Origin of the sequence: Pseudomonas sp. FP597, from assembly GCF_030687435.1 — a bacterium.
In the GTDB taxonomy this organism is placed as follows: Bacteria; Pseudomonadota; Gammaproteobacteria; order Pseudomonadales; family Pseudomonadaceae; genus Aquipseudomonas; species Aquipseudomonas lactucae.
In genome coordinates this window covers 1,143,545-1,167,513 of the sequence record NZ_CP117432.1, presented here as the reverse complement: position 1 = coordinate 1,167,513, position 23,969 = coordinate 1,143,545, and the positions used below count along the sequence as shown (strand labels likewise).

Annotated in this window: 25 protein-coding genes and 1 riboswitch; of the genes, 9 read left to right on the top strand and 16 right to left on the bottom strand. The window is 60.6% G+C overall.

What is annotated here, in order from left to right:
* The first annotated feature begins 46 nt into the window (after window positions 1–46).
* Together PSH66_RS05375 and PSH66_RS05370 are read left to right on the top strand one after the other, a co-directional pair.
* Window positions 47–640, top strand: coding sequence for a phosphoheptose isomerase (locus PSH66_RS05375; RefSeq protein ID WP_003171862.1), 594 nt, complete (start codon window positions 47–49; stop codon window positions 638–640).
* A complete protein-coding gene (locus PSH66_RS05370) occupies window positions 637–1,218 on the top strand; it encodes a BON domain-containing protein (protein WP_003171861.1) in 582 nt (193 codons plus the stop codon). Before PSH66_RS05375 ends, PSH66_RS05370 begins: the two co-directional genes overlap by 4 nt.
* A 68-nt stretch (window positions 1,219–1,286) precedes the next feature.
* On the opposite strand, the gene PSH66_RS05365 is transcribed toward PSH66_RS05370, so the two are convergent.
* From PSH66_RS05365 to PSH66_RS05335, 7 genes are all read right to left on the bottom strand, one after another.
* Window positions 1,287–2,057 carry an OmpA family lipoprotein gene (locus tag PSH66_RS05365; protein ID WP_003171859.1) on the bottom strand — a complete coding sequence of 257 codons (771 nt, stop codon included), beginning with the start codon at window positions 2,055–2,057 and terminating at the stop codon, window positions 1,287–1,289.
* A 211-nt stretch (window positions 2,058–2,268) separates the two neighbouring features.
* Window positions 2,269–2,913, bottom strand: coding sequence for an MBL fold metallo-hydrolase (locus tag PSH66_RS05360; RefSeq protein ID WP_003171858.1), 645 nt, complete (start codon window positions 2,911–2,913; stop codon window positions 2,269–2,271).
* A gap of 146 nt (window positions 2,914–3,059) precedes the next feature.
* Window positions 3,060–5,789 (bottom strand): LuxR C-terminal-related transcriptional regulator, encoded by a 2,730-nt coding sequence (locus tag PSH66_RS05355; RefSeq protein ID WP_305428519.1) that lies wholly within the window; start codon window positions 5,787–5,789, stop codon window positions 3,060–3,062.
* Between the two features lie 179 nt (window positions 5,790–5,968).
* The gene (locus PSH66_RS05350; protein WP_003171855.1) at window positions 5,969–7,333 is read right to left on the bottom strand and encodes a DUF1329 domain-containing protein; all 1,365 of its coding nucleotides are present in this window, start codon (window positions 7,331–7,333) and stop codon (window positions 5,969–5,971) included.
* Window positions 7,334–7,376: 43 nt separating this feature from the next.
* Window positions 7,377–9,236 carry a DUF1302 domain-containing protein gene (locus PSH66_RS05345; protein ID WP_003171854.1) on the bottom strand — a complete coding sequence of 620 codons (1,860 nt, stop codon included), beginning with the start codon at window positions 9,234–9,236 and terminating at the stop codon, window positions 7,377–7,379.
* A 332-nt stretch (window positions 9,237–9,568) separates the two neighbouring features.
* Entirely contained in the window at window positions 9,569–11,251 is a 1,683-nt protein-coding gene (locus PSH66_RS05340) for a fatty acid--CoA ligase (protein ID WP_003171851.1), read from the bottom strand.
* Window positions 11,252–11,448: 197 nt separating this feature from the next.
* Window positions 11,449–12,081 carry a LysE family translocator gene (locus tag PSH66_RS05335; protein ID WP_003171850.1) on the bottom strand — a complete coding sequence of 211 codons (633 nt, stop codon included), beginning with the start codon at window positions 12,079–12,081 and terminating at the stop codon, window positions 11,449–11,451.
* Between the two features lie 85 nt (window positions 12,082–12,166).
* Here PSH66_RS05335 and PSH66_RS05330 point away from each other — a divergent pair, with 85 nt between their 5' ends.
* The 3 genes from PSH66_RS05330 (at window position 12,167) to PSH66_RS05320 (ending at window position 15,006) form a co-directional block, all read left to right on the top strand.
* Window positions 12,167–13,132, top strand: a complete 966-nt coding sequence (locus tag PSH66_RS05330) for a 2-hydroxyacid dehydrogenase (RefSeq protein WP_305428518.1) — start codon at window positions 12,167–12,169, stop codon at window positions 13,130–13,132.
* Window positions 13,133–13,162: 30 nt separating this feature from the next.
* Entirely contained in the window at window positions 13,163–14,161 is a 999-nt protein-coding gene (locus tag PSH66_RS05325; RefSeq protein ID WP_141064032.1) for a class I SAM-dependent methyltransferase, read from the top strand.
* A gap of 51 nt (window positions 14,162–14,212) precedes the next feature.
* A riboswitch (yybP-ykoY riboswitch) is annotated at window positions 14,213–14,332 on the top strand.
* Window positions 14,333–14,421: 89 nt separating this feature from the next.
* Window positions 14,422–15,006: a TMEM165/GDT1 family protein gene (locus tag PSH66_RS05320; RefSeq protein WP_005784895.1), complete on the top strand. Its 585-nt coding sequence runs from the start codon at window positions 14,422–14,424 to the stop codon at window positions 15,004–15,006.
* Window positions 15,007–15,094: 88 nt separating this feature from the next.
* Here PSH66_RS05320 and PSH66_RS05315 read toward each other — a convergent pair whose 3' ends face one another.
* The 4 genes from PSH66_RS05315 to PSH66_RS05300 all read right to left on the bottom strand — a co-directional run bounded on the left by PSH66_RS05315 (window position 15,095) and on the right by PSH66_RS05300 (window position 17,149).
* Window positions 15,095–15,913 (bottom strand): M48 family metallopeptidase, encoded by an 819-nt coding sequence (locus tag PSH66_RS05315; protein ID WP_003171846.1) that lies wholly within the window; start codon window positions 15,911–15,913, stop codon window positions 15,095–15,097.
* 124 nt (window positions 15,914–16,037) lie between these two features.
* Complete coding sequence (locus PSH66_RS05310) at window positions 16,038–16,658, bottom strand: SOS response-associated peptidase (protein WP_003171844.1); 621 nt, start codon at window positions 16,656–16,658, stop codon at window positions 16,038–16,040.
* 36 nt (window positions 16,659–16,694) lie between these two features.
* A complete protein-coding gene (locus PSH66_RS05305; protein WP_003171843.1) occupies window positions 16,695–16,955 on the bottom strand; it encodes a putative signal transducing protein in 261 nt (86 codons plus the stop codon).
* Between the two features lie 11 nt (window positions 16,956–16,966).
* Window positions 16,967–17,149 carry a CPXCG motif-containing cysteine-rich protein gene (locus tag PSH66_RS05300; protein ID WP_305428517.1) on the bottom strand — a complete coding sequence of 61 codons (183 nt, stop codon included), beginning with the start codon at window positions 17,147–17,149 and terminating at the stop codon, window positions 16,967–16,969.
* 132 nt (window positions 17,150–17,281) lie between these two features.
* On the opposite strand from PSH66_RS05300, the gene PSH66_RS05295 reads away from it, so the two are divergent.
* Window positions 17,282–18,445 carry a 1-acyl-sn-glycerol-3-phosphate acyltransferase gene (locus tag PSH66_RS05295; protein WP_003171842.1) on the top strand — a complete coding sequence of 388 codons (1,164 nt, stop codon included), beginning with the start codon at window positions 17,282–17,284 and terminating at the stop codon, window positions 18,443–18,445.
* Between the two features lie 74 nt (window positions 18,446–18,519).
* Here PSH66_RS05295 and PSH66_RS05290 read toward each other — a convergent pair whose 3' ends face one another.
* Window positions 18,520–18,777 (bottom strand): hypothetical protein, encoded by a 258-nt coding sequence (locus tag PSH66_RS05290; protein ID WP_305428516.1) that lies wholly within the window; start codon window positions 18,775–18,777, stop codon window positions 18,520–18,522.
* A gap of 184 nt (window positions 18,778–18,961) precedes the next feature.
* Here PSH66_RS05290 and PSH66_RS05285 point away from each other — a divergent pair, with 184 nt between their 5' ends.
* Window positions 18,962–19,171, top strand: a complete 210-nt coding sequence (locus PSH66_RS05285) for a hypothetical protein (RefSeq protein ID WP_003171840.1) — start codon at window positions 18,962–18,964, stop codon at window positions 19,169–19,171.
* 57 nt (window positions 19,172–19,228) lie between these two features.
* On the opposite strand, the gene PSH66_RS05280 is transcribed toward PSH66_RS05285, so the two are convergent.
* Complete coding sequence (locus PSH66_RS05280) at window positions 19,229–19,816, bottom strand: YajG family lipoprotein (RefSeq protein ID WP_053131509.1); 588 nt, start codon at window positions 19,814–19,816, stop codon at window positions 19,229–19,231.
* Between the two features lie 195 nt (window positions 19,817–20,011).
* Here PSH66_RS05280 and PSH66_RS05275 point away from each other — a divergent pair, with 195 nt between their 5' ends.
* Together PSH66_RS05275 and mqo are read left to right on the top strand one after the other, a co-directional pair.
* Window positions 20,012–20,245, top strand: coding sequence for a hypothetical protein (locus PSH66_RS05275; protein WP_003171836.1), 234 nt, complete (start codon window positions 20,012–20,014; stop codon window positions 20,243–20,245).
* A gap of 678 nt (window positions 20,246–20,923) precedes the next feature.
* The gene (gene mqo / locus PSH66_RS05270) at window positions 20,924–22,432 is read left to right on the top strand and encodes a malate dehydrogenase (quinone) (protein ID WP_003171834.1); all 1,509 of its coding nucleotides are present in this window, start codon (window positions 20,924–20,926) and stop codon (window positions 22,430–22,432) included.
* Window positions 22,433–22,486: 54 nt separating this feature from the next.
* On the opposite strand, the gene PSH66_RS05265 is transcribed toward mqo, so the two are convergent.
* The 3 genes from PSH66_RS05265 to PSH66_RS05255 form a co-directional block, all read right to left on the bottom strand.
* Entirely contained in the window at window positions 22,487–22,774 is a 288-nt protein-coding gene (locus PSH66_RS05265) for a PA4642 family protein (RefSeq protein ID WP_003171833.1), read from the bottom strand.
* Window positions 22,775–22,980: 206 nt separating this feature from the next.
* Window positions 22,981–23,466: a hypothetical protein gene (locus PSH66_RS05260; protein ID WP_305428515.1), complete on the bottom strand. Its 486-nt coding sequence runs from the start codon at window positions 23,464–23,466 to the stop codon at window positions 22,981–22,983.
* Window positions 23,467–23,501: 35 nt separating this feature from the next.
* Window positions 23,502–23,969: a WbuC family cupin fold metalloprotein gene (locus PSH66_RS05255; protein WP_003171831.1), complete on the bottom strand. Its 468-nt coding sequence runs from the start codon at window positions 23,967–23,969 to the stop codon at window positions 23,502–23,504.

Sequence of the window (23,969 nt, the reverse complement as noted above, 5' to 3'; positions counted from 1 at the left end):
CTGCACATTCCTGTGCCAAACAGCCGCGCTACTTAAGGTCACACAGATGGACATGCAATCCCGAATTCGCCAGCTATTCCAGGCCAGCATCGACACCAAGCAACAGGCGATGGACGTACTTGCACCGCACATCGAGCAAGCCAGCCAGGTCATGGTCAACGCCTTGCTCAACGAAGGCAAAATGCTTTCTTGCGGCAACGGCGGTTCGGCCGGCGACGCCCAGCATTTTTCCTCCGAGCTGCTCAATCGCTTCGAGCGTGAACGCCCGAGCCTGCCGGCCATTGCCTTGACCACCGATTCGTCGACGATCACCTCGATCGCCAACGACTACAGCTACAACGAAATTTTCTCCAAACAGATCCGCGCCCTGGGCCAACCGGGCGATGTGCTGCTGGCGATTTCCACCAGTGGCAATTCGGCGAACATTATTCAAGCGATCCAGGCCGCACATGATCGCGAAATGATTGTCGTAGCATTGACCGGACGCGACGGCGGCGGCATGGCCTCGCTGCTGCTGCCCGAAGATGTGGAGATTCGCGTCCCGGCCAATGTCACTGCACGTATTCAGGAAGTCCACCTGCTGACGATCCACTGCCTGTGCGATCTGATCGACAGCCAACTGTTCGGGAGTGAAGAATGACCGTTAACCGCCTCAGTCTCATGGCCATTACGCTGTGCCTTGCCATCAGCGGCTGCAGCACGGCAATCACCGCGACGCGTGACACCCCTATTCAGGACGACAAGGGCACCCGTACCTTCGGCAGCAAGATCGACGACTCGTTGATCGAAACCAAGGTTGAAGTCAACGTTGCCAAGGCCGCCACGGATTTGGGCAACGGTGCTTCGCGCATCGTCGTGACCAGCTTCAACGGTGTGGTGCTGCTGGCTGGCCAGACACCACGCGCCGACCTCAAGGCCCAGGCCGAACAAGCCGCCTCGGCCGTGCAGCGGGTCAAGAAGGTCCATAACGAATTACAGGTCATGGAGCCGATCACCCTGCTGGCCATCAGCAACGATGCCCTGCTGACGACCAAGATCAAGGCGCAGATGCTGACCGACAATGCAATTCCCGGCTCGCGCATCAAGGTCGTGACCGATAACGGCATCGTTTACCTGATGGGCCTGCTGACCCAGGCCGAAGCCACTCGCGCCGCCAACCTGGTACAGGGCGTGTCCGGCGTGCAGAAGATCGTGAAGGTGTTCGAATACATCGATTGATGTAACCGACAGCCACAAAAAAGGGCGCCGTGCATTGACTGCACGGCGCCCTTTTTAGTGGTCAGGGTTTATTGGTACTGCTGGTATGGATTGCCCTGGAACTGGTTGTTTTGCTGAGGTGCCTGCTGCTGGCCCGACGGCTGGCCATACTGCTGGCCTGGGATCGGGCCGAGGTTGACCTCTACGCGACGGTTCTGCGCACGACCGTTGACATCGGCATTGCTGGCAATCGGGTTATCCGGGCCGGCACCACGGGCGCTCAGGTTGGCACCATTGACGCCTTGGGACGTCAGGTAATTGGCCACGCTCTGCGCACGACGCTGGGACAGGTCCATGTTCAATTGGCGACTGCCGGTGCTATCGGTGTAGCCAACGATCTGGATCGTATTCTGGTTGAACTGCTTGAGGGAGTTGGCCAGATTGTTCAGCGGCTGGTAGAAGCTGCTGGAAATCGCGTCCGAATTGGTAGCGAAGGTGATGTTACCCGGCATGATCAGCTTGATCTGATCACCCTGGCGCTGCACTTCCACACCGGTATTGGCCATGCTTTCACGCAGTTTCTTCTCTTGCTGATCGGCGTAGTAGCCATAGCCGGCAGCGCCGGCACCGGCAACGACTGCGCCGATCAACGCGCCCTTGCCGCGGTTGTTATGGTCGATGGCGGCACCGGCCAACGCACCGGCCAGGGCACCGAGGCCGCCGTACTTGGCGGTTTTGCTCATGCCGCTGGGTTCATTATTCGCCTGTCCCTGGCTGCCGTCATAAGGATTAGGTGAAGCGCAGCCGGACAACAGGGCTACGGCGGTAGCGACAACAAGCAGACGACGCGGAGTGAACATTAAGGTGAGCTCCTACTTTTGCATTCTGTGGTGCAGAGGACAATTGGCAATGGACCTGTGCCGAGTTTGGAACGCGACAAACGGCAAAGATTCCGTTGGCGCGTCCCGAGCTGTAACAAAACATTCCGGCTTGCCGTTGCTGTAGAAACCGTAGCAGACCCACGCTGAACGCGACCTGTGTTTTTGCTACAACAGGTTGCCTGCTCGCCCTTCACGCCCGCACAAACGGGTTCTCACGCATTTCATCACCCAGCCGCGTATCGGGCCCATGCCCCGTGACTACCGTGGCACCCTCGTCCAGCGTGTAGAGGCGCTGCTTGATCGAGCGCACGATGGTCGCCTGGTCGCCGCCCCACAGATCCGTACGCCCTACGCCACGCCGGAACAATGTGTCGCCGGCAATCAGCAGCCGGGCATCGGCAAACCAGAAACTCATCGAGCCGGGCGTGTGACCCGGTGTGTGCAACGCGACACCGCAGCCGCAGGCCAGCTCTTCGTCATCTTCCAGCCAGCGGTCCGGAGACGGTACCGGCGTGTAAGGCACGCGAAACATCTGGCACTGCATTTCCAGGTTGTCCCACAGAAACTGGTCGTCCTTGTGCAGGTGCAGGGTGGCGCCGGTTTTTTCTTTCAACTGGCCGGAAGCGAGGAAATGATCCAGATGGGCGTGGGTGTGGATGATGCTGACTACCTTCAGGCCCAAGGCGTCGAGACGAGCCAGGATCAGTTCATGGTTACCGCCCGGGTCGACAACAATGGCTTTTTTGGTGATGGGGTCGCCGATGATGGTGCAGTTGCACTGCAACGGGCCGACGGGGAAAGTTTCGCGGATAAGGGCCGGCTTTGCGGTCGTCATAAATGGGCCTCTGTGCAAGTCGATTGGGTTTCCCAGGGGAATATCGCCAGAATACTTGCACTATAAAGCAGACCGGACTGCTTTGCGGTCCAGCGCGAGCAAGCTCGCTCACCACAAAAAGCCGGCTCGTCATGCGCCTTGAGGCGCTAACCAATCAACCTCAACTCCTGCGCTCGCGCCACCGCCTGCGTACGTCGCTCCACGCCCAGCTTGCTGTTGATATGGCTGGCGTGGGTCTTGACCGTGTGCAGGGAAATAAACAAACGGTTGCTGATTTCCTGGTTGGAACAGCCTTCGGCGATCAGTTGCAGGACGGCCAGCTCGCGCACGCTCAGGGTTTCGTGGACGGGCGAGGTCCCGATCTGCTCCGCCGCCGGCAACAGCGCCAACAGGCTTTGGTTCAGCAGGCCTTGCGGGTCTTTACTCAGTTGCTCGCGCATGCAGTCCGGGTGGCCGTCCAGCAGGCGCTGAAAGGGTTGCAGTGCCCCTCCCGCGCCAGCCTCAAGGGCTCGCGCCAATACCGGCCGCGCCTTGGCCTCCTGCCCCCCCAGCAGCAGAAGCTGCGCCAGTTGAGTCAGCGCCAGCAGCGCGATCATCTGACGCCCGCAGTGATGGGCGTGTTGCGCCAGTTCTTCAAGTCGTTGGAGTGCCGCTTCGGGCTGATGCCGGACGGCGTCGAGTGCGGCTTGTTGCAGTCCGATATGCTGCGGCAGGTGCGGGTGAAATTCTGGCGCCGCAGCGGCGTGCTCGCCGTTGTAGGTCTGCCCCAGCCGCGTCAACCAGGCATCGGCCAGGTCGGTGCGGCCCTGGGCCAGCCACAGCTCGCATTTGATCAGGGTAATCATCGCCAGGTAGTAGATCGGCGGCACATCCCAGATATGCATTAAACGCTCCGCCTCGGCGAGTTCGGCGAAGGCCGTGGGAAAGTCGCCGCACCGCCCTTCGAAGCTGGCGATCACGCAATGACCGATCAGCACGCTGATATCGCGGCAGGCGCGCGCCTCGGCCAGGCCGGCGCGCAGGAGGGTGAGACCGGCGTCGGACTGGTTGCGCATCAACAGCAAATAGCCTTCGTAGAGCGAGAGGCGGGCACGCACTGCATATAACCGCTGCGGCGCCAGGCCGTGCAGGCGTTGCAGCCCCTGACGCACTTCATCCAGGGCCCGCAGGATTTCACCCCGCGCCTGCAAGACCCGCGCACGATCGTAATGGGCCAGGGCCTCGAACAGCGGGTTGCCGACGCGCTGCGCCAGCTCCAGTGATTCGCGGTTCAAGCCACGGGCGCGCCACAAGTCGCCATCGGCGATGGCGAGGTTGGACAGGGTCGACAGGCACACCAGGCGCTGGCCGTAGCGCCGCTGCGGCAGACTTTCAAGGGCTTCGCTGCAATAGCGCAAGGTCAACTCACGGTCGCCCCGGCCCCGGGCAATGATGCCGCTCAGCGCGAGCCATTGGGCCAGCATCGACTTCTGTGCGGTAGCCGACGGCGCCGGCAGGAAGCGGCTGAGGTAGCCGGACAACTCTTGCGCCGCATCCAGCTGGCAAGCCAGCCCCAGCGCCCAGCTGTACAGCACGATCAGGCGCGGCGTGCTGATCAACAGGCTGTCGGGCAGGTCCATCTTCCAGCGCAGCAGCATGCCGACGTTCTGTTCGGCCAGCAGTTGTTCTTCGGAGAGGTTTTGTACCAGGTTCGCCGCCACGTCGAGGTGGCCGGCGCGCAATGCCTGCTCCACCGCCTCATCGATCAAGCCCTGGGCGTTGAACCAGCGGCAGGCGCGCAGGTGCAAACTCGCGGCCGGCAGCACATTGCTGCTGGCGCGCCGGGTACGCAGCAGGTCCGAGAATAAATGATGATAGCGGTACCAGTGGCCCTGCTCGTCCAGCGGCACCAAAAAGACTTGATGGGCTTGCAGGTAGCGCAGGATTTCGGCGCTGTCATGGGCTTCGCGCACCGCGTCGCACAGCTCGCTGCAAAAGCGTTCCTGAGGGGCGGTGTCGAACAGGAACGCCTGCACTTCGGGCGGCAGGCAGTCGATCACTTCTTCCAGCAGGTAGTCACGGATCAGCCCTTCCCCACCGTGCAGGCTTTGCGGCAAGGCGCCTTCGCTGCCTGCTTCGGAAGCCGCCAGCAGCCAGAAGCGCAGGCCGGCGACCCAGCCTTCACTGCGGCGGATCAGGTTATCGAGGGCCTCGCCCTTCAAGGAACTGCTGTGGCGGTCCAGCAGCGCCAGGGATTCGGCATGGGTCAGGCGCAGGTCCTGCTCGTGCAACTCCAGCAAATGCCGCGACAGGCGCAAGCGCGCCAGGTGCCAGTCCGGACGCTGGCGACTGGTGACCAGTACCAGCAGCCCGTCAGGCAGATGATTGAGGAAAAATTGCAGGCAACGGTCCAGCACCGGGCCCTGGGCCAGGTGGTAGTCATCCAGCACCAGCAACAGCGGGGCATGGATGGACAGGTGCTCAGTCAGCTCATCGAGCAGGCCATCGAGCCACTCTTCAAAGGCAAAGGGTTGGTGACGCTGACGCATTTTCAGCAAGCCCAGGGACTGGGCGCCGAGGTGCGCAAAGTACTGCTGCAAACCTTCGAGCAGGCGCTCCAGGAAACGCCCCGGGTCACTGTCCCGTGGGCTCAGGCCCAGCCACAGGTTTTGCCAGTGGCCCGGCAGGCTCTGGCAGAACTCCACCGCCAGCGAACTCTTGCCGAACCCCGCCGGTGCGCTGACCAGCAACAGTCGCCCCTCCAGCCCGGCGCGCAGCCGTTCGCACAGCCGCGGACGCGGCACGTAGCCGTCAGGCAGCGGAGGCCTGTAGAAGCGACCTTCCAGGGTCGGGATTACCGCACTGGCAGGCCCTTGGATTCGGGACAGATCAGTCATCGCCGGGCTCTTGTAGAAGGCTGTTGTCGGCATTGCAGATGTCCGCAGACTAGCGGTAAAAGCCGCCGCTTTGTAGATCTTTGCAACATTGGCCTGAAAAAGAACTGCGACAAAAAATATCTTAACCAACAAAAAGTGGGAGGGGCTTGCCCCCTCCCACATTGGGTTACAGCTTTCGTTTAGCGAACGCCATCCTGGCGCAGGGCCGCCGGAGTGAAGTCGCTGGTGGTGGCGGTGAAGCCGAAGTCATAGGCCTGCTTCTCTTCGTTCTTCATGCCCAGGGCCAGGTAGCGGCCGGACTGCAGGTCGTAGAGGGTTTCCAGCGCGTACCACGGCACTTGCTTGTCGTAGTAGTTCTCGCCATGGGCTTCGGCGACGCGCCACAGTTGACCGCGACCGTCGTAGTGATCGATCACCGCGGCTTGCCAGGTGTCTTCGTCGATGTAGAAGTCACGCTTGGCATAGATATGACGCTGGCCTTCCTTCAACGTGGCGACCACATGCCAGACGCGGCGCAGCTCATAACGCGTGAGGTCCTGGTTGATGTGGCCGGCCTTGATGATGTCGGCGTACTTGAGCTTCGGATCGTCGATCTTGTAGCTGTTGGAGGCGATATAGATTTCTTTCTTGCCTTCCAGTTTCCAGTCGTAGCGGTCCGGCGCACCGTTGTACATGTCGAGGTTGTCGGAGGTACGCAGGCCGTCGGCGGCGGTACCCGGACCATCATAGGACACTTGCGGCGCACGGCGCACACGGCGCTGGCCGGCGTTGTAGACCCACGCCGAACGCGGTTCCTTAACCTGGTCCAGGGTTTCGTGCACCAGCAGCACACCACCGGCCAGACGCGCCGGCGCGGTCACTTGCTGCTTGAAGTAGAACAGGATGTTGCCAGGATTTTTCGGGTCGAAATCCTTCATCTTGTCGCGGAACACGAACTGGTCGCGGAAGTACACCAGGCTGTAGGAACCGTTGGTTTGCGGTGTGGCCTGGGTGACCAGACGGGTCACGCTGCCACCGCGATAACGGGTGATGTGGTTCCAGATGACTTCGACACCGCTTTTCGGGATTGGGAACGGCACGGCGGTTTCAAAGTTTTCCAGGCCGTTGCCGCCGGACACCAGGTTGGTGGTGGTGGCGTTCTTCTTGATGGAAGCGAACACATCCGCCGGCACGGTGGCGCCGCGATGGGTCGGGTAGACCGGCATCTTGAAGGTTTCCGGGTAACGCTTGAACATCGCGTATTGCCCCGGCGCCAGCTTGTCTTTGTACTGCTCGACGTTCTGCGCGGTGATGGTGAATTGCGGTTGCTCACTGGCGTAAGGGTTGGCCAGGAAGCCTCTGGCATCCACAGCGCCGGCGTTGGTCGCCATTGGCGACCATTTCGGAATGGTGCCGGCTGCGTTACCGGCCATTTCGGCGCCCATCGGCGTCAGGGTCGTGCCCAGCTTGGCGGCTTCATCCGCCGACACCGCCGCCATGACGTTGCTCGCCAGGATCGACAGCCCAAGCACACCCACGTGCAACAGACTTTTGGTTATTTTCATGTTCTGGTCTTCCTGAAATGCCTGCAACTTGGAAAAAGTGTGCTTAGAAGTTGGCGCCGAAGCTCAAAGCGACAAAGTCGCGGTCATTCACGGTGCTGAAATCGCCACCGAAGAAGTTGGTGTAGTTGAGGCTGGCGGTGTAGGTGTTCTGGTATTCGGCATCCAGGCCCAGGCTGACGGCCTTGCGCCCCTCTTCGAAGTTGGCGCCAGGACCCGGCGAGTAACCCTTCACGTCGTGGGACCACGCCACGTTTGGCTTGAGGTTCACACCCGAGAAGACGTCCGGGTATTCCCAGATTGCACGGGCGCGGTAACCCCAGGAAGTGGCGGTGGTGAAGCCATCGTTGTTGCAGTTGGTATTGAGCCCGTTGGCGTTACCCAGGCCGGCACCGACGGCGGTCGAGTTATTGAGCGTATTACAGAAACCACCCGGCAACGTGCCTGGACCAAACACCGGGTCGCGGCCATAACGTGCCTGGGATTTGCTTTCCAGACCGCCCACGTGAGTCACCCCGATCTCACCCACCGTGGTCAAACGGCTGGCGCCCATCACCTGATCGAAGAAGTGCGTGAACGTGGTCTGGAACTGGGTGACTTCCTTACGGTTGTAACCATGCAGGTCCTGACCCGGCGAGCCTTTGAGCACCGAGGCATTGCCAAAACCTGGAATCGGCGTGACGCCGGCATAAAGGATGTCGGTGGTACTCAGTTGCACCGGGGCATTTGGCCGATAGCTCAACTCACCACTCCATGCGGTGCCCGTAGGCAGCGTGGTGGAGAAGCTCAAGCCGTAGAGGCGGATATCTTCCGGGTATTCGACAAAGTAGTTAGAGCTGCCCGCCACGATCACGGGGCGCAATGCCGCCAAGGGGCCCAGAGGCCGGGTGTAGGCCGACGATGGCGCACCCTGCGCACTGAAAATCGGCGCACGGCTGTGATAGTTCATGAAGTACGCGCCGAACTCGGTGTCCAGCGGTTCAAAGTTGTAGTGCATCGCTACGCCGAATTGGCCGCTGTCACGCGCATCGCGGTCGGGGCCACGGCGCACCAGCACGCCCTCTTCGTTCACATCAACCCCTACAGCATTGAGGGTTGGATAGGCCAGAGGCGAAATGCGCGAGCGCTTGCTCAAGACCCGAAGGTTGTTATCGCAACCATCAGAGATCACGTCCGGCTGGGAGAAGAACGTCCCGCAGTTATCGGTAACCGTCTGGTCCCATTCCAATTGATAAAACGCTTCGGCCGACAGGTTATCGGTCAAGGTCTGCGACACATAGAACATATTGACCGGAATCAAGCCTTCCTTGACCTCGGCACCCGGACGACGGAACGCGGACACGTCGATCGGGTTGATGGAGTTGATACCGCCACCGATGAAGGTACTTTCGCCCCAGCTCACGACCTGCTTACCGAACCGCACGCTACCCGGCTGATCGGCAATCGCATAGTTGTGGTAAACGAAGGCATCGAGGATTTGCCCGCCAGAGGACTTGGCGCCCTCTTTGCGGTTGTTGTCACTGATGTCCTTGAACTCACGACTTTCATCCTTGAGTTCGAAGTCATACCAGTACTTGCCACGCACAAACACGCCGGTGTCACCGTACTTCAGTTCCAGGTCGTGAATCCCCTTGAAGATCTTCGAGAACGTTTCACCGCGCTTGAAGTTCAGGTGGCCGTCATCGGAAGTCTGGGACAGACCATTGCCACCATTGTTGGCACCGATCAGGTCCTTGTTGGGTTTGGCTGTGGACCAGCTCGCCCCCACGGACAGCGAGGAGTCAAAACTCCCTTCGATTTCACCAATGTTGAAACTGACGCCGAATGCGGGCCCGGCGAGCGTAGAAGCGAGACTGACGGCCAGGGGCAGTCTTGCCCGGCGCCAGAACTGGTTTACTGAGGTCATCGACGCTACTCCATGTGCATTATTGTTATGGCAGTGAGTTCTTTCTGTTGATGCTTGTAACGGCCGGAATACAACGATTCCAATGCCGCCTGGCAACTGAACCTCCATGGCCCGAAGCGACGCATCCTTGAAAAACCCATGGGCGGACTATAGCCAGCAGGGGGTACGGCTTGATCCCTCTAAAGTGTGATTTGCATCACCGACCCGTCTGCCACAGTCCTTTCGCCATGTCGACGAAGGCCGACGCGCAGAGGATGGCTGAAAATCGGCAAATCACAAGTAAAGGCTCAAGATAGAGCATTGCCGTGCCCGAACGGGCACGGCGAAGGGCGTCAGAGGGTGGACAGGAAGGTGCTGTTGTTGGCCTGCCATTCAATGATGTCGATCCGGATACGTTTTTTATCGAGCTTGCCGACGCTGGTCTTGGGAATTTCAGTAACAACGGCGATCTGGCTCGGAATCGCCCACTTGCTCAAATGGCCCAATTCGACAAAAGGCTTGAGGTGCTCCTTGAGTTCGCGGGCCCCTATCACATGGCCATCATGCACCACCAACAGCGCAAACGGGCGCTCGCCCCACTGTGGATCGGCGATGCCCACCACCGCTACTTCGCGTACCGCCGGGTGACGGCTGACCAAGTCTTCGAGGGCCAGGGAAGAGATCCACTCGCCACCGGTCTTGATCACATCCTTGATGCGGTCGCGGATATCGATCACGCCGAACGCATCCAGCGTGGCCACGTCGCCGGTGTGCATCCAGCCACCCGCCCACAGCTCGGCGCCCTTTTGCGGCTCATTGAAATAACCTTCGCTGAGCCAGGGCGCGCGTAGCACCAACTCGCCCTGGGATTCACCGTCGGCGGGCAGGAAGTTGCCCTCACCGTCGACGATCGCCGCTTCGACCAACGGCCCCGGCACGCCGGCCTTGATGCGATAGGTGATGCGTTCATCTTCGCTGCCGGCCATCAACTCGTCGTTGAGGTGCGCACAGGACACCAGCGGCCCGGTTTCGGACATGCCGTACGCAGCGGTCAGCTGAATACCCCGCGCCTTGGACGCTTCGTACAGCGACCGGTTGAGCGCGCTGCCGCCGATGACGATTTTCCAGCCGCCAAAATCCACGCCTTGGGCGGCCTTGGCGTTGAGTACCATTTGCAGGATGGTCGGCACGCAGTGCGAGAACGTAACCTTCTCCTTGCGCCACAACTGCACCAGGTATTCCGGGTCGTAGCGGCCGGGATAGACCTGCTTCAAGCCAAGCATGGTCGCCACATACGGCAGGCCCCAGGCATGCACATGGAACATCGGCGTGATCGGCATGTACACATCGTTGGTGCCCAGCAACCGCACGCTGTCGATGCTGCCCATGATGGTCGCCACCCCGATGGTGTGCAGCACCAGTTGGCGATGGGTGAAATACACGCCCTTGGGGTTACCGGTGGTGCCGGTGGTGTAGAAGGTGGTGGCGACGGAATGCTCGTCGAAGTCCTGAAAGTCGTATTGGGGGCTGGCAGCGGCCAGCAGGGTTTCGTACTCGCCCACAAGGTTGGGCAACTCAGCGGTTGTTGACTCGCCGTCGGTGAGCAGCAGGGTCTTGTCGACGGTGGTGAGCTGCCCGGCAATCGCCTGGTAAAGCCCGACGAACTCGCTGTTGACCAGCACGAAGCGGTCCTCGGCGTGGTTCATGGTGTACAGAATCTGTTCCGGCGACAGGCGCACGTTGATGGTGTGGATCACTGCGCCGATCATCGGGATGGCGAACATGCATTCCAGGTAACGATGGCTGTCCCAGTCCATCACCGCCACGGTATCACCGGCCTTGACCCCGGCCTCGCTCAACACATTGGCCAGGCGCGCGACCCGTTCGATCAGGGTCGGGTAGGTGTAGCGCAGTTTGTCGCGGTAGACGATTTCCCGGGTTTTTTCGTAGCGGGCGCCGGACATCAGCAGGCGCTTGATCAACAGCGGGTACTGGTATGCACCTTCGGCGGGGGGAATAACACGGGTCTGCAACATACGAATCCCTTTTATGACTGCACGGTCTTGGCTTGAAGACCTGCACTGTAGAGAGGTTATGTTGCAGCTAAATCAGCCGAAGGAATGATTTGCAGACCCCCATGAGTACTAGCTTTTAGCCATTACTTTGAACTCCTGAAGATCCAATGTGGGAGGGGACGTGCTCCCTCCCACATTTGGAATGTGCCCACTCAAGCCTATTTCATGCTGGTGAATGCCAACTTCACGCCGATGGCAATCAACACCGCGCCCATGGTCCGATCAAACCAGTGCCCCATCCGCGCAAACCCCGCTCGCACACGCTGCTGGCTGAACAGCATCGCCACCATGCAAAACCACAACGCGGTCGCCACCGCCAGGTACACGCCATAACCGGCCTGCACCGCCAGCGGCGTGTGCGGGTTGATCACCACCGTGAACAACGACAGGAAGAACAACGTCGCCTTGGGGTTCAAACCATTGGTCACAAAGCCCGCGGTAAACGCGCCGCGCGGGGTGCGCTCGCCGGCTTCACGGTGCAGCTCGCCGTCGGCGGCAGGCTTGGCCGGCTGCGCACGCAAGGCTTTGAAGCCGATGTACAACAGGTACGCCGCCGCCGCCCATTTCAGCGCGTTGAACAACACGATGGACTGGGACACGATCAGGCCGATCCCGAGCAACGAGTAACCGACGTGCAGGAAGATCGCCGAGCCCACGCCCAATGCGGTCCAGGTACCGGCGCGACGACCGTGGGTCACGCTTTCACGCACCACCACGGCGAAATCCGGGCCGGGGCTGGCTACCGCCAACAGGTGAATCAAGGCTACGGTCAAAAACTCGGCGAGGTACATGCTCACTCCAATTACGTAACGGATTATTTCATCTGATAGGCTCGGCAGATTACGCCTTCGAACCCTGTCGCAAAAGGTACAGTTGATGACGAACAATCGCCGCGCCGTCTTCCTTGATCACCCCTCCCTGGACCTTGGGGACCTGGACCTCAGCGCGTTGCGCAGCAGCTTCAGCGACCTGCAGCTATTCGAACAGACCACGCCGCAGAACGTGATCGACCGCTTGCAAGGCGCTCAAGTCGCGATCAGCAACAAGATCGTTCTCAACGCTGAAACCCTTGCGGCCTGCCCGGAACTCAAGTTGATCCTGGTGTCGGCCACCGGCACCAATAACGTCGATCTGGACGCTGCCCGCGCCCATGGCATCACCGTGAGCAACTGCCAGGGTTACGGCACGCCGTCGGTGGCGCAGCATACGATCATGCTGTTGCTGAACCTGGCGACGCGCTTGAAGGACTACCAACAGGACGTGGCCGCCGGCAAGTGGCAGGAAGCCAAGCAGTTCTGCCTGCTGGACCATCCTATCGTCGAACTGGAAGGCAAGACCCTTGGTCTGCTGGGCCACGGTGAGCTGGGCAGTGCCGTGGCGCGCCTGGCCGAAGCCTTTGGCATGCGCGTGCTGCTCGGCGCCATCCCAGGGCGCCCTGCGCGCGCAGATCGCGTGCCACTGGATGAGTTGCTGGCCCAGGCCGATGCGATCACCCTGCACTGCCCGCTCAACGAACACACCCGCGATTTTATCGGCGCCCGTGAACTGGCACTGCTCAAGCCGGGCGCGTTTGTGGTCAACACGGCGCGTGGAGGATTGATCAATGAACAGGCCTTGGCTGATGCCTTGCGCAGCGGTCACCTGGGCGGCGCGGCCACTGATGTACTGAGCGTGGAGCCGCCGGTCAACGGCAACCCGCTGCTGGCCGGCGATATCCCGCGACTGATCGTTACGCCGCACAATGCCTGGGGTAGCCGTGAAGCACGGCAGCGCATCGTCGGCCAACTGGCGGAAAACGCTAGGGGCTTTTTCAACGGCGCCCCGCTGCGCGTCGTCAGTTGATAAACTGCGCCCCTTTTCAAGGAGCAGACCATGGATCCGCGCAGTGAAGTACTGCTTCGTCAGGCCGAACTTTTTCAAGGTAACTTGCTGTTGGTGGGTTTGCCCGCCGACGACCTGCTGGGACGACTGCCCAATGCCCACGGCTGGTGCTGGCACGCCGGCGACCAGGCGGCGCTCGATGCGCGTTTCCCGGAGCGCAGCCAGTTTGGCGTGAATGTGCCGGAGCGCACGTTTGATAGCGCGGTGATTTTCCTGCCCAAATCCAAAGACCTCACCGACTACCTGCTCAACGCCGTGGCCGCGCGCCTGCCCGGCGCCGAGCTGTTCCTGGTGGGGGAGAAAAAAGGCGGCATCGAAAGCGCCGCCAAACAGATGATCCCCTTCGGCAAACCGCGCAAGCTCGACAACGCGCGGCATTGCCAGCTGTGGCAAATCACCGTGGCCAACACGCCGCAAGCGGTGGCGCTGGAAAGCCTGGCGCAGGTCTTCGAGGTGCCCTTGGCCGAAGGGCCGCTCAAGGTCGTGAGTCTGCCGGGCGTGTTCAGCCATGGCCGCCTGGACCGAGGCACCGAGTTGCTGCTGGCGCATCTGGACAAACTGCCCAGCGGCCATTTGCTGGACTTCGGTTGCGGCGCCGGCGTGCTGGGGGCTGCGGTGAAACGCCGCTATCCGCACAACAGCGTGACCCTGCTGGATGTGGACGCGTTTGCCGCCGCCAGCAGCCGCTTGACCCTGGCCGCCAATGGCCTGGAAGCCGACGTGCTGACCGGTGATGGAATCGACGCTGCGCCGATGGGTTTGAATGCGATTTTGAGCAACCCACCGTTCCATGTCGGGGTACACACGGATTATTTCGCCACCGAAAACCTGCTGCGAAAAGCGGCCAAACATCTGGCAAAAGGTGGTGAACTTCGCCTCGTTGCGAATAGTTTCCTGAAGTACCAGCCGCTGATCGAAGAGCACCTGGGCGTGTGTGCGGTGAAGGCCGAGGGCAATGGTTTTCGCATCTACCGCGCCAAGCGCCCCTGACGGGCGTTTGAAAAAGAGGGCTTGCCGAATGGGTTTTGCCTAGGCAGAATCCGCTCCGTCCTAGGGGAGTAGTCTCCCACGAGCGAAATGCTCGTCCGGCATACGTCAACATACTTGGTCAGCAGACCATGGCGTATGCGACCCAGGAGTCCGCACAGACGGACCGGGGTTTGACAAGACCTATGACACGCACACCTTACCCGGGGCGGGAAGGCTGTACGTGTCATAGCCGTGTCGACCCGCCCCTGGAAACCTACCTGATGCTGGATTCATTACTCGTTCCTACCGCAATCGTTGCCTTGGCCGAAATCGGCGACAAGACGCAACTGCTCGCGCTCATTCTCGCGGCTCGCTTTCGCAAACCCTGGCCGATCATCGCCGGTATCGTTGCCGCGACATTGGCCAACCATGCGGCCGCCGGTGCCGTGGGTGCCTGGTTCGGTAGTTTCTTCTCGGATGCGGTGTTGCATTGGATCCTAGCGGCGAGCTTCTGTGCCACGGCCTTGTGGACGCTGGTGCCGGACAAACTCGATGACGACGAAGCCAGCACCACACGCAAGTTCGGGCCATTCCTGACCACGCTGATTGCGTTCTTCCTCGCGGAAATCGGTGACAAGACCCAGATCGCCACGGTGATGCTGGCCGCGCAATACCCGGAGCTATGGCTGGTGATTATCGGCACCACCCTGGGCATGTTGATTGCCAATGTGCCGGTGGTTCTGGCGGGGAATTTCGCGGCGGAGAAACTGCCGCTGACGTTGATTCGTCGATTAGCCGCAACGGCGTTCTTTGTGCTGGCGATCGTGGCTGTCTACAAAGCCATGCAGAGCAGTGGCTGGATCTAAGGATCCAAGCCTGCAAAACCAACCCAATGTGGGAAGGGCAAGTCGAATCGTTGCACCGCCCCTCCCACATCTGGATCTTCATCAAGCCTTAGGATTTCTTGGCCTGTTGATACAGCGGCATCACCTTCGGAATCGCCGCCTGCAACGAGGCGATACGGCTGTCGGACGCCGGGTGAGTGCTCATGAACTCTGGCGGAGCGCCTTCGGAAGCCTTGGCCATTTTGTTCCACAACGTGATGGCCGCGTTCGGGTTGTAGCCGGCGCGGGCCGACAACTCCAGGCCGATCAGGTCGGCTTCGTTTTCATTGCTGCGGCTGTTGGGCAAGGTCATGCCGTAGTTGGCCACGGTGTCGGCCAGCGCCAGGCTGTCCTGCCCCAGGCCGAACAACGCACCGGCGCCCTGCTTGGCCATTTCGATACCGTAGGCCTTGGACATCGCTTCACGACCGTGCTCGCGCAAGGCGTGGGCGATTTCATGCCCCATCACCGCAGCCAGTTCATCATCGGTAAGCTTGAGATTGTCGATCAACGCGCTGTACACGAGGATCTTGCCGCCAGGCCCGCAGTTGGCGTTCATCTCATCGCTCTTGATCAGGTTCACCTCCCAATTCCATTGGGCGGCATCCGCACGGAAGGTCGGCGCCTGCGCGATCAGGCGCTTGGCGATGGCCTGCACACGCTTGGCGTTGGCGCTGGTCTTGTCCAGGACGCCTTTGCCACTGGCTTCACCCAGGGTCTGCTGGTAGGACTGAGCATACATCTGGTCGACTTCCTGACTCGACAGCATGCTGAACATGTATTGCTTGCGCTCAACCCCAACGGCACCGCCGCTGGTGGTGTTGACCGACTGACACCCTGCCAGCAGCATCGCCGCCGCCAATACGCTTACCGCCAATGTTTTTTTCATCAACACTCTCTCCCTGGAAAACGGCCTCAAAACATGGCGCGTATCGTAGGCGCTCATTTGTATCGGCGCCAGATACACCAGACGTGCAGTCGCTAATTTTCGGATACATCCCACAGTCGCCGGGCTAAGCCGGCGTCAGGCACTCCGGGCCATTGAGCTTGGGATCGTTGACCATGTTGGCCAGGACCCGCTCACGCAATGCGACGGGCTCACTGGCCAACAGCCACTGCAACACATGCAACGGCGTCTCGGGATCGAGCCAGGCGGCCTGCCCCGCCGCATCCAGAATCAGCGGCCGGCGCTGACTCTGTGCGGCCTGGGTCACCACCGCGGTGCTCAGCCACACCTGCTCCTGCACCGGGTAGGCCTCCCAGATCGCGGCAAAAAACAAGGTGGAGCCCTCCCCCGGCGTCAGCCAGTACGGACGCTTGCGCTGGGTGCCGCGCCACTCGTAGAACCCATTGGCGGGCAGCAGGCAACGGCGCTGGCGGAACGCCTCGCGAAACATCGGTTGTTCGGCCAGGGTTTCGGCGCGGGCATGGGCCGGAGTGCGGGACAGGTCGGTGAGCCAGGGCGGCGTGAGGCCCCAGCGGGCGCGGGCCAGGGTGCGCTGGCCGTCGGCGGCGCGCTGGATCAGCACCGAATCATTCGGGGAGATGTTCCACTGGGCCTGCTGGTCGGCAGGAAAACCCGGCAAGGCAGCAAAGGCGGGGTTCCAGCGAAACAGGGCATAACGTCCACACATGGGGCAACACGACTCTTGGGTAAACCGACCGACAGCCTAACAGACCAGCACGTCGGGAAAGCTGTCGGGTTCATCGCCAGGCAAGGGTTGTGCGCCGATATAGGCAGTAATCAACTCGCGGGCATCAACAGCTCGGTCGTTATCCACTTCCAACCCCAACAAGCCGAAGATCGGCAGCTCGCCGGTGCCGCCGAGCAAATGGCGCCCCACCAGGTGCGCCTCGATGCCCTCGCTGGCGAGCATCTGTTGCAGCAACTCGCCTTCCATGAGGTTTTCCGGTTCGTAGATTCGCTGCATGGGCGTACCTGTCATTCACTTTCGGTATGGACTTCCAACATCCATTCATGACCATCCGTTTGCAGGGTGAACTTAATCGGTCGGCAACACACGGAACAGTCTTCGATATATGACTGATCTCCGCCGGAAAGGTCCAGCACCGCCTCGGCCGGCTCACCACAATAAGGACAATCGTACTGCTCGGTTTCCAGCATCGCAGTCTCCCAAGTGACTTGTGCGTATAATCGCCGGTCTATTTACAGGGTTATTTTCGGCCAGGCCCATTACCTGGTCCGCACCCTGGTATTTCCTTTACTTACCCTAGCCGTTTCTAACAAGAGAGCATGATGGGCGAATTCGATACCATCCGACCTTACAACGACAGCGAAGTCCCGGCAGTGCTGGACCGGCTGTTCAGTGACAAGGCCTTTCTGGACATCCTGACCCACTTCCGCTTCCCACGCTTCGCCGGCCCCCTGGGCTGGCTGCTCAAGCCGATGATCGCCCGCAAGCTGCGCCGTGAATTCGCTGGTGTCACCACCGTGGCGACGCTGCAGGATAAAGTCGAGTACTACGTCGACCACACCATCGACCGGGCGACCGACGGTGTGACCTACACCGGCGTCGAACAGCTCAAATCGGGCACCGCCTACCTGTTTCTGGCCAACCACCGCGACATCGTGATGGACCCGGCCTTCGTCAACTACGCCGTGTACCACGCCGGCCTGCCGACGCCGCGTATCGCCATCGGCGACAACCTGCTGCAAAAGCCGTTTGTCAGCGACCTGATGCGCCTGAACAAGAGCTTTATCGTGCACCGTTCGATCACCGGGCGAAAGGAGAAGATGGCGGCATTCAACCTGCTGTCCGCCTACATCAACCATTCGATCCGCCACGATTGCCAGTCGATCTGGATCGCCCAGGCCGAAGGCCGTGCCAAGGATGGGGATGACCGCACCGAATCGGCGATCCTGAAGATGTTCCACGTCAGCCGCAAGGACGAGCCGTTCGCCGAAGTGATCCAGTCGCTGAACCTGACGCCGGTGTCCATCAGCTACGAGTACGACCCGTGCGACTCGGCCAAGGCACGCGAGCTGTATATACGCGCCACCACCGGCACCTACGTCAAGGCGCCGGGCGAGGATGACGTGAGCATTGCCTTGGGTATTACCGGCTACAAAGGCCGCGTGCATATCAACTTCGCGCCGCCGATTACCGAGCGTTTCGAAGACACCAAGGTACTGGCCGTGGAAATGGACCGGCAGATTCTGAGCGGTTATCGGTTGTTCCCGGTGCACTACCTGGCATACGCCCAGTGGAGCGACGCCGACCCGCAACTGCAGGTGCCCAAAGCGGCCGAGCTGTTCCCCGCGGAGGAACTGGCCAAGGCGAAAGCGGAGTGGGAGCGGCGCTTGAACGAATGCCCGGCAGAACACCGGCCCTACCTGGTGGTGCAGTATGCGACGCCGGTGCGTAACCAGTACCGTGTTAAAGCAGGCATTGCCCTGTAAACACAGAGCAAACAATGTGGGAGGGGCGGTGCGACGATTCGACTTGCTCCCTCCCACATTTGCTTGCGGCGTCCTTAGAGATGGGTGCTGAGCCAGGAGATGGTCAGTGCCAGTCCCAGGCAGACGAAGCCGATTCGGTACGCCACACGGTTCGCGCGCTCGGTGCGTACGTCCAGAAACAGCATGGGTTGGTCGATCGCGCGGTCTTCACTTTGCGTGGCCAGGTCGGTCATTGCGCGTTGCTCGCGCAGGCGGGTCATGCACAGCAGTGCGGCACCCGGCAGGGCCACGGCTAACGCTACAACGTTGATCAAAAGTGCGGGCAGTGCCATCGCAAACCTCAGTGACGCAGTATCCGGGTATCGGCTCAGCTACAAACCTGAACGATAGTGGCGTCCAGCACCAAAAATGCTCCATCCCCCATGAACGGCTAATGTATCCAGTAATTTACAGCGTCACCTGAACGTCACCTTAACAAGCCACTCTGTTGCCCTTCGAACATACCGGGAGCTTGTCATGTTGCACGCGCACAACCAGGATCGGCTGTATCTGATTGCCCAAAGCGATGAGCAGGAAGCGCTGATCGGCGGTCTGGCGTTCAACGTTCAGGATCGCCACTGGCTGGTGTATTGCGCCCTTGGCGGGCACCAGCATGCGGACTGGCCGGAGGCCGACCTGTTGACGGGCGTGAGCCTGCTGGACTTCTGTATCGACACCGCGGCTTGAACGATCAGGCACAAAAAAACCGGACTCATCACTGAGCCCGGTTTTTTTGTTGGAGGGTTATTGCGAACTGAGCAGCGAACCGATGCTGGGGTCCTTGAACAGACGCGTCAACGCGTCACTCAGGACATCGCTGACCAGCTTGGTGTTGGTCTCCTGGTTCGGCGACATGCCAAAGCGCTGGTTCAGCGACGCACCGTAACGGCCGCTGTAGCGACGAGTGCCGGCGGTGACGTCGGACTTGAAGGTTGCGCCGATGGCGGCTTCAGTCACATACAGGCCTTCCTTGGGCGACTGATACTTCAGTTCGGCCAGGGTAATGGTCAACTGGGGAGCGCCGGGCGCGTTAGGGCTCGGCGTGAAGCCAAGCAGGCGTACGGCGGCTTCAGCCTGGGCCTGCAGCTTGGGCAGCACGTCCTGGCCGGTCACGGAAATGAGCGCGGTCTCGGGGTACAAGCCACCACGGGAACCCAAGGTCGGCGACGGACGACCATCCACCACCCGCACCGACACCGGCTGGCCGTGACCCACCGGGGCCAACTGCGTGGTGAGCTTCGGTTGCGGGCTGAGTTGTTGCGGGCTGTTGGCGCAGCCAACCAGGGTCAAGCTGGTCACAGTGATCAAACCGAACAACAGGCGTTGCAACATGCGCTTCTCTCCAGAAAATCAGGTACCGACAGGCCGGCAGTATAACGGGGCGCCGCCGCAGGGAACCAGCATCAGTTACAACCTATGACCCACTGATCCGACAGCGGTTCGCTGTCACCGATATGTCATCGCCGTTACATCGGCCCGTCATCCCGGCAAGGCACGCTTGGCCTCAATCTCAGGAGGTCCATGGCCATGCAATTTCTCTTCTCGCTGTTTAGCCGCAAGCCCGCCCCTCGCCGGTTTGCCCGGCTCGATGCGCAAGGCCGCTGCCAGGCGTTCAAGGAATGCAGCCAGCCGCCCGTAGGCGAAGGCTGGGTGGAAATCGATGAAATTCGCCTGAGCTGGATGCACCATCCATTACCCGCCCGCGCCCGTGTCAGCGCACGCCCCGTGCAGTCGTCGCAGCACCAGCCGTTGGCCGCCTGACCGAATACCTAATAAAAGTCATAAAACACGCCCATTTCCCTGACGTTCTTCGCTACAATCTCCCCCCGATTATAAGGACGTCTCCTGATCGGGCCTCGCAGTACGTTAATGCCTCGGTATTAACCCCCCAAGAATCGCCCACAGAGAGCCGCCCACACAGATCGAGTGAAGCTGGCGCGCTTGCTGTTTCCTTTGCAAACCACCCGCCTCTACCGAATCTGCCAGAGCTGCCATTGCGCTCGGCCACCGTGCCAGGCCGGGGCAGCCCTTTTTTGAGGTTCACGTCTTCAAAAGAGCGTGAAAAAACGGGTTTTCACAACTTCACAAGAGTGTGGCGAGCAAATGAATAGTTTGGCGTTTGTACAAGCACCATCAGCGTCTGGAACAGCCCAATCACACAGGACCGAGTATTCCTCAATCACCGGAGCTTGAGCCTGTCCGCTACGGATTGATTGCACGAATTGCACGCTTTGACCATAAGTCGAATTGCCACAGACGCCCATGAATGCGTTCATAGGCGAATGAGGCAGGCAGGAAGCGTGCGCTGACGTTGCAAAGAATTGCGAAACGGACATGGCGATCCTGGCCATGGGTAACCTGGGGCAACACGTGAACCGCCCCGTCACTCCTGGCAGCCATGCCGTCAATTTGGTGCTGCAGATTTTGGAGACGCGTTAAATGGCGCATAACGAAGCAGTCGACGTAGTTCTGGTAGGGGCCGGCATCATGAGTGCCACCCTGGCCGTACTGCTCAAAGAGCTCGACCCCGGCCTCACGCTGGAAGTCGTTGAGCTGATGGATTCGGGTGCCGCGGAGAGTTCCAACCCGTGGAACAACGCCGGTACCGGCCACGCCGGGCTGTGTGAGCTGAACTACACGCCCCAGGCCGCCGATGGCTCCATCGACATCAAGAAAGCCATCCACATCAACACCCAGTTCGAGGTGTCGAAGCAGTTCTGGGCGTACCTGACCAAAAAGGGCACCTTTGGCTCGTCCAAATCCTTTATCAGCCCAGTGCCGCACCTGAGCTTCGTGCAGGGTGAAAAAGGCGTTTCGTTCCTCAAGAAACGTTTTGAAACCCTCAGCCGGCACCACGCGTTTTCGGATATGCACTACACCGAAGACCGCGGCGAAATGGCTGAGTGGATGCCGCTGATGATGCCGGGCCGCCCGCTCGACGAAAAAATCGCCGCCACTCGCGTCATGAACGGCACCGACGTCAACTTCGGCGCCCTGACCAACCAATTGCTCGGCCACCTGACCAGCTCGCCGGACGCCCAGGTCAAATACTGCAAGCGCGTCACCGGCCTCAAGCGCAACGGCGCCGGCTGGACTGTAAGCATCAAGGACGTCAACAGCGGCAACAGCCGTGAGGTCGACGCCAAATTCGTGTTCCTTGGCGCCGGCGGCGCGGCCCTGCCGCTGCTGCAAGCCTCGGGTATCGAAGAGAGCAAAGGCTTTGGCGGTTTCCCGGTCAGTGGCCAGTGGCTGCGTTGCGACAACCCGGAGGTGGTCAAGCACCACCAGGCCAAAGTCTACAGCCAGGCCGCCGTGGGCTCGCCGCCGATGTCCGTACCGCACCTGGATACCCGCGTGGTGGATGGCAAGAAGTCCCTGCTGTTTGGACCCTACGCCGGTTTCACCACCAAGTTCCTCAAACACGGCTCGTTCCTTGACCTGCCGATGTCGATTCGCGCCGGTAACATCGGCCCGATGCTGGCCGTGGCCCGCGACAACATGGACCTGACCAAGTACCTGGTCAGCGAAGTGCGCCAATCCATGGAGCAGCGCCTGGAGTCCCTGCGTCGCTTCTACCCTGAGGCGAAAGCCGAAGACTGGCGCCTGGAAGTGGCCGGCCAACGGGTGCAGATCATCAAGAAGGACCCGAAAAAAGGCGGCGTGCTGCAATTCGGCACCGAGCTGGTCGCGGCGAAGGACGGTTCGCTGGCGGCGCTGCTGGGCGCCTCTCCAGGCGCGTCGGTGACGGTTTCGATCATGCTGGAACTGATCGAACGCTGCTTCCCGCAGAAAGCTGCCGGTGAGTGGGCGACCAAGCTGCACGAGATCTTCCCGGCTCGGGAGAAGGTGCTGGAGACGGACGCCGAGCTGTATCGCAAGATCAACACGCAGAACAACATCAGCCTTGAACTGGTTGAGCAAAGCAACGAGGCCGAAAGCTACGCTTGAGGCATTGCTGCAATAAAAAACGCCCCTCGGGGCGTTTTTTTACGGCTCGAATAATCAACCGCGAGCTTTTTCGATCAGCTCAACGTACTCAGCGGCGTGGCGCTGGTCCTTGATCAGATCAACAAACGTCTGGCCATGCTCATCCTTGCCATCCAGGTCCAGGCCGGCGTCCTTGAAAAACCCCAGGAACCGCTCGAAATCGTCGATGCGCAGGCCACGGTAGGCCTTGATCAGCTTGTGCAGGGACGGTGAAGTCGCGTCGACCGGCTCGAAGTCCAGGAACAACTTGATCTGATCGTCGCCGATCTCGTCACCAATCACCTGTTTCTTATCTTTACGCATTACCGACTCCAGCCTGCAGACATTTACACGGGCCTTGAAGTCTACCTGCGAGACGCAAGCTGCGAAAGCGCTGAAGAAACCCTGTGGGTGGGGCGGTGCGACGATTCGACTTGCTCCCGACGGCAGAGTATCAGGCACAGATTTATTGGCTGACCCACCGTCATCAGGAGCAAGCCCCTCCCACATTTGGATTTTCAGTGTTTTTACTATTGGGTACGGACTGCACCGGTATGCAGGTCCGCCCAGATATGCCCATTGGCATAACTGAGAAACTGCACATACAGCGTGTCATTGCGCAGCAGGTCGACGATCACACGGTATTGGGCAACGGGATAAGACAGCGTCAGGGTCTTGGCCTTGTCGTCAAACACCGGCTTTTTCAGGCTTTTGCTTTCGGCGTCGAAGTTGAGCACGACTTGGCTGATGGTCGCGCCCTTGTTCAGGGACTTGCCCTTGAGGCGGATCATCAGCGGCGAGGTCACCGGAATCGGCTGTTGGTTGGATTGACGCTGGTTGCCCACCACCACCGCATACTCAGTGACTTGTAACAGTTGCTGCTGGTCAGGGCTTTCGGCGCGCAGGGTCAGATCGTCCGGCGGCAGGAACTGCGCATGCATCGGCGCGGGCGCCGCGGCCAAGGGCAGACTGAGGGTCAGCGCCAGGGCGGCGCAAGTGCGTATCAACAGGCTCATGGGCCGCTCCGTGCGAGATGGCCCAGCACTGTAGCTCAATCGAACTGGGCAAGCATCCAGCGTAGATACTCGACCACATCGGCATCGCCTTCACGCGGCGCCCAATCGGCCAGCTCACCCTCGCCCACCGGACGATAAGGCCCGGCCTTGCACTCGAACATCACCGTATCAGGCGCAAGCACGACAAGACCGTGGAACACGCCAGGCGGCAAATCAACGCCCGCGCACTCGCCGCCCGCCTGCATCACGCGCTTGGCGATGACGTCACCGGCGTCATTGAACACCAGCAAACCCAGGCTACCCTTGAGCACCAGCAAGGTTTCCGCCTTGTCCGCGCTCAAGTGCCGATGCGGCGGTACATAGGTGCCTGGTTGCAGGCCCACGGCCAGGCGATGACACGGCTCTTCCATCTGGTGGAAGTTATGGTGGTAACGCCCGCGAGGGCTGGCGTCCGCTTTCTCGGCCAGTTCGGCAAACAGTGTCTGATCAAGAAAGCGAGTCAT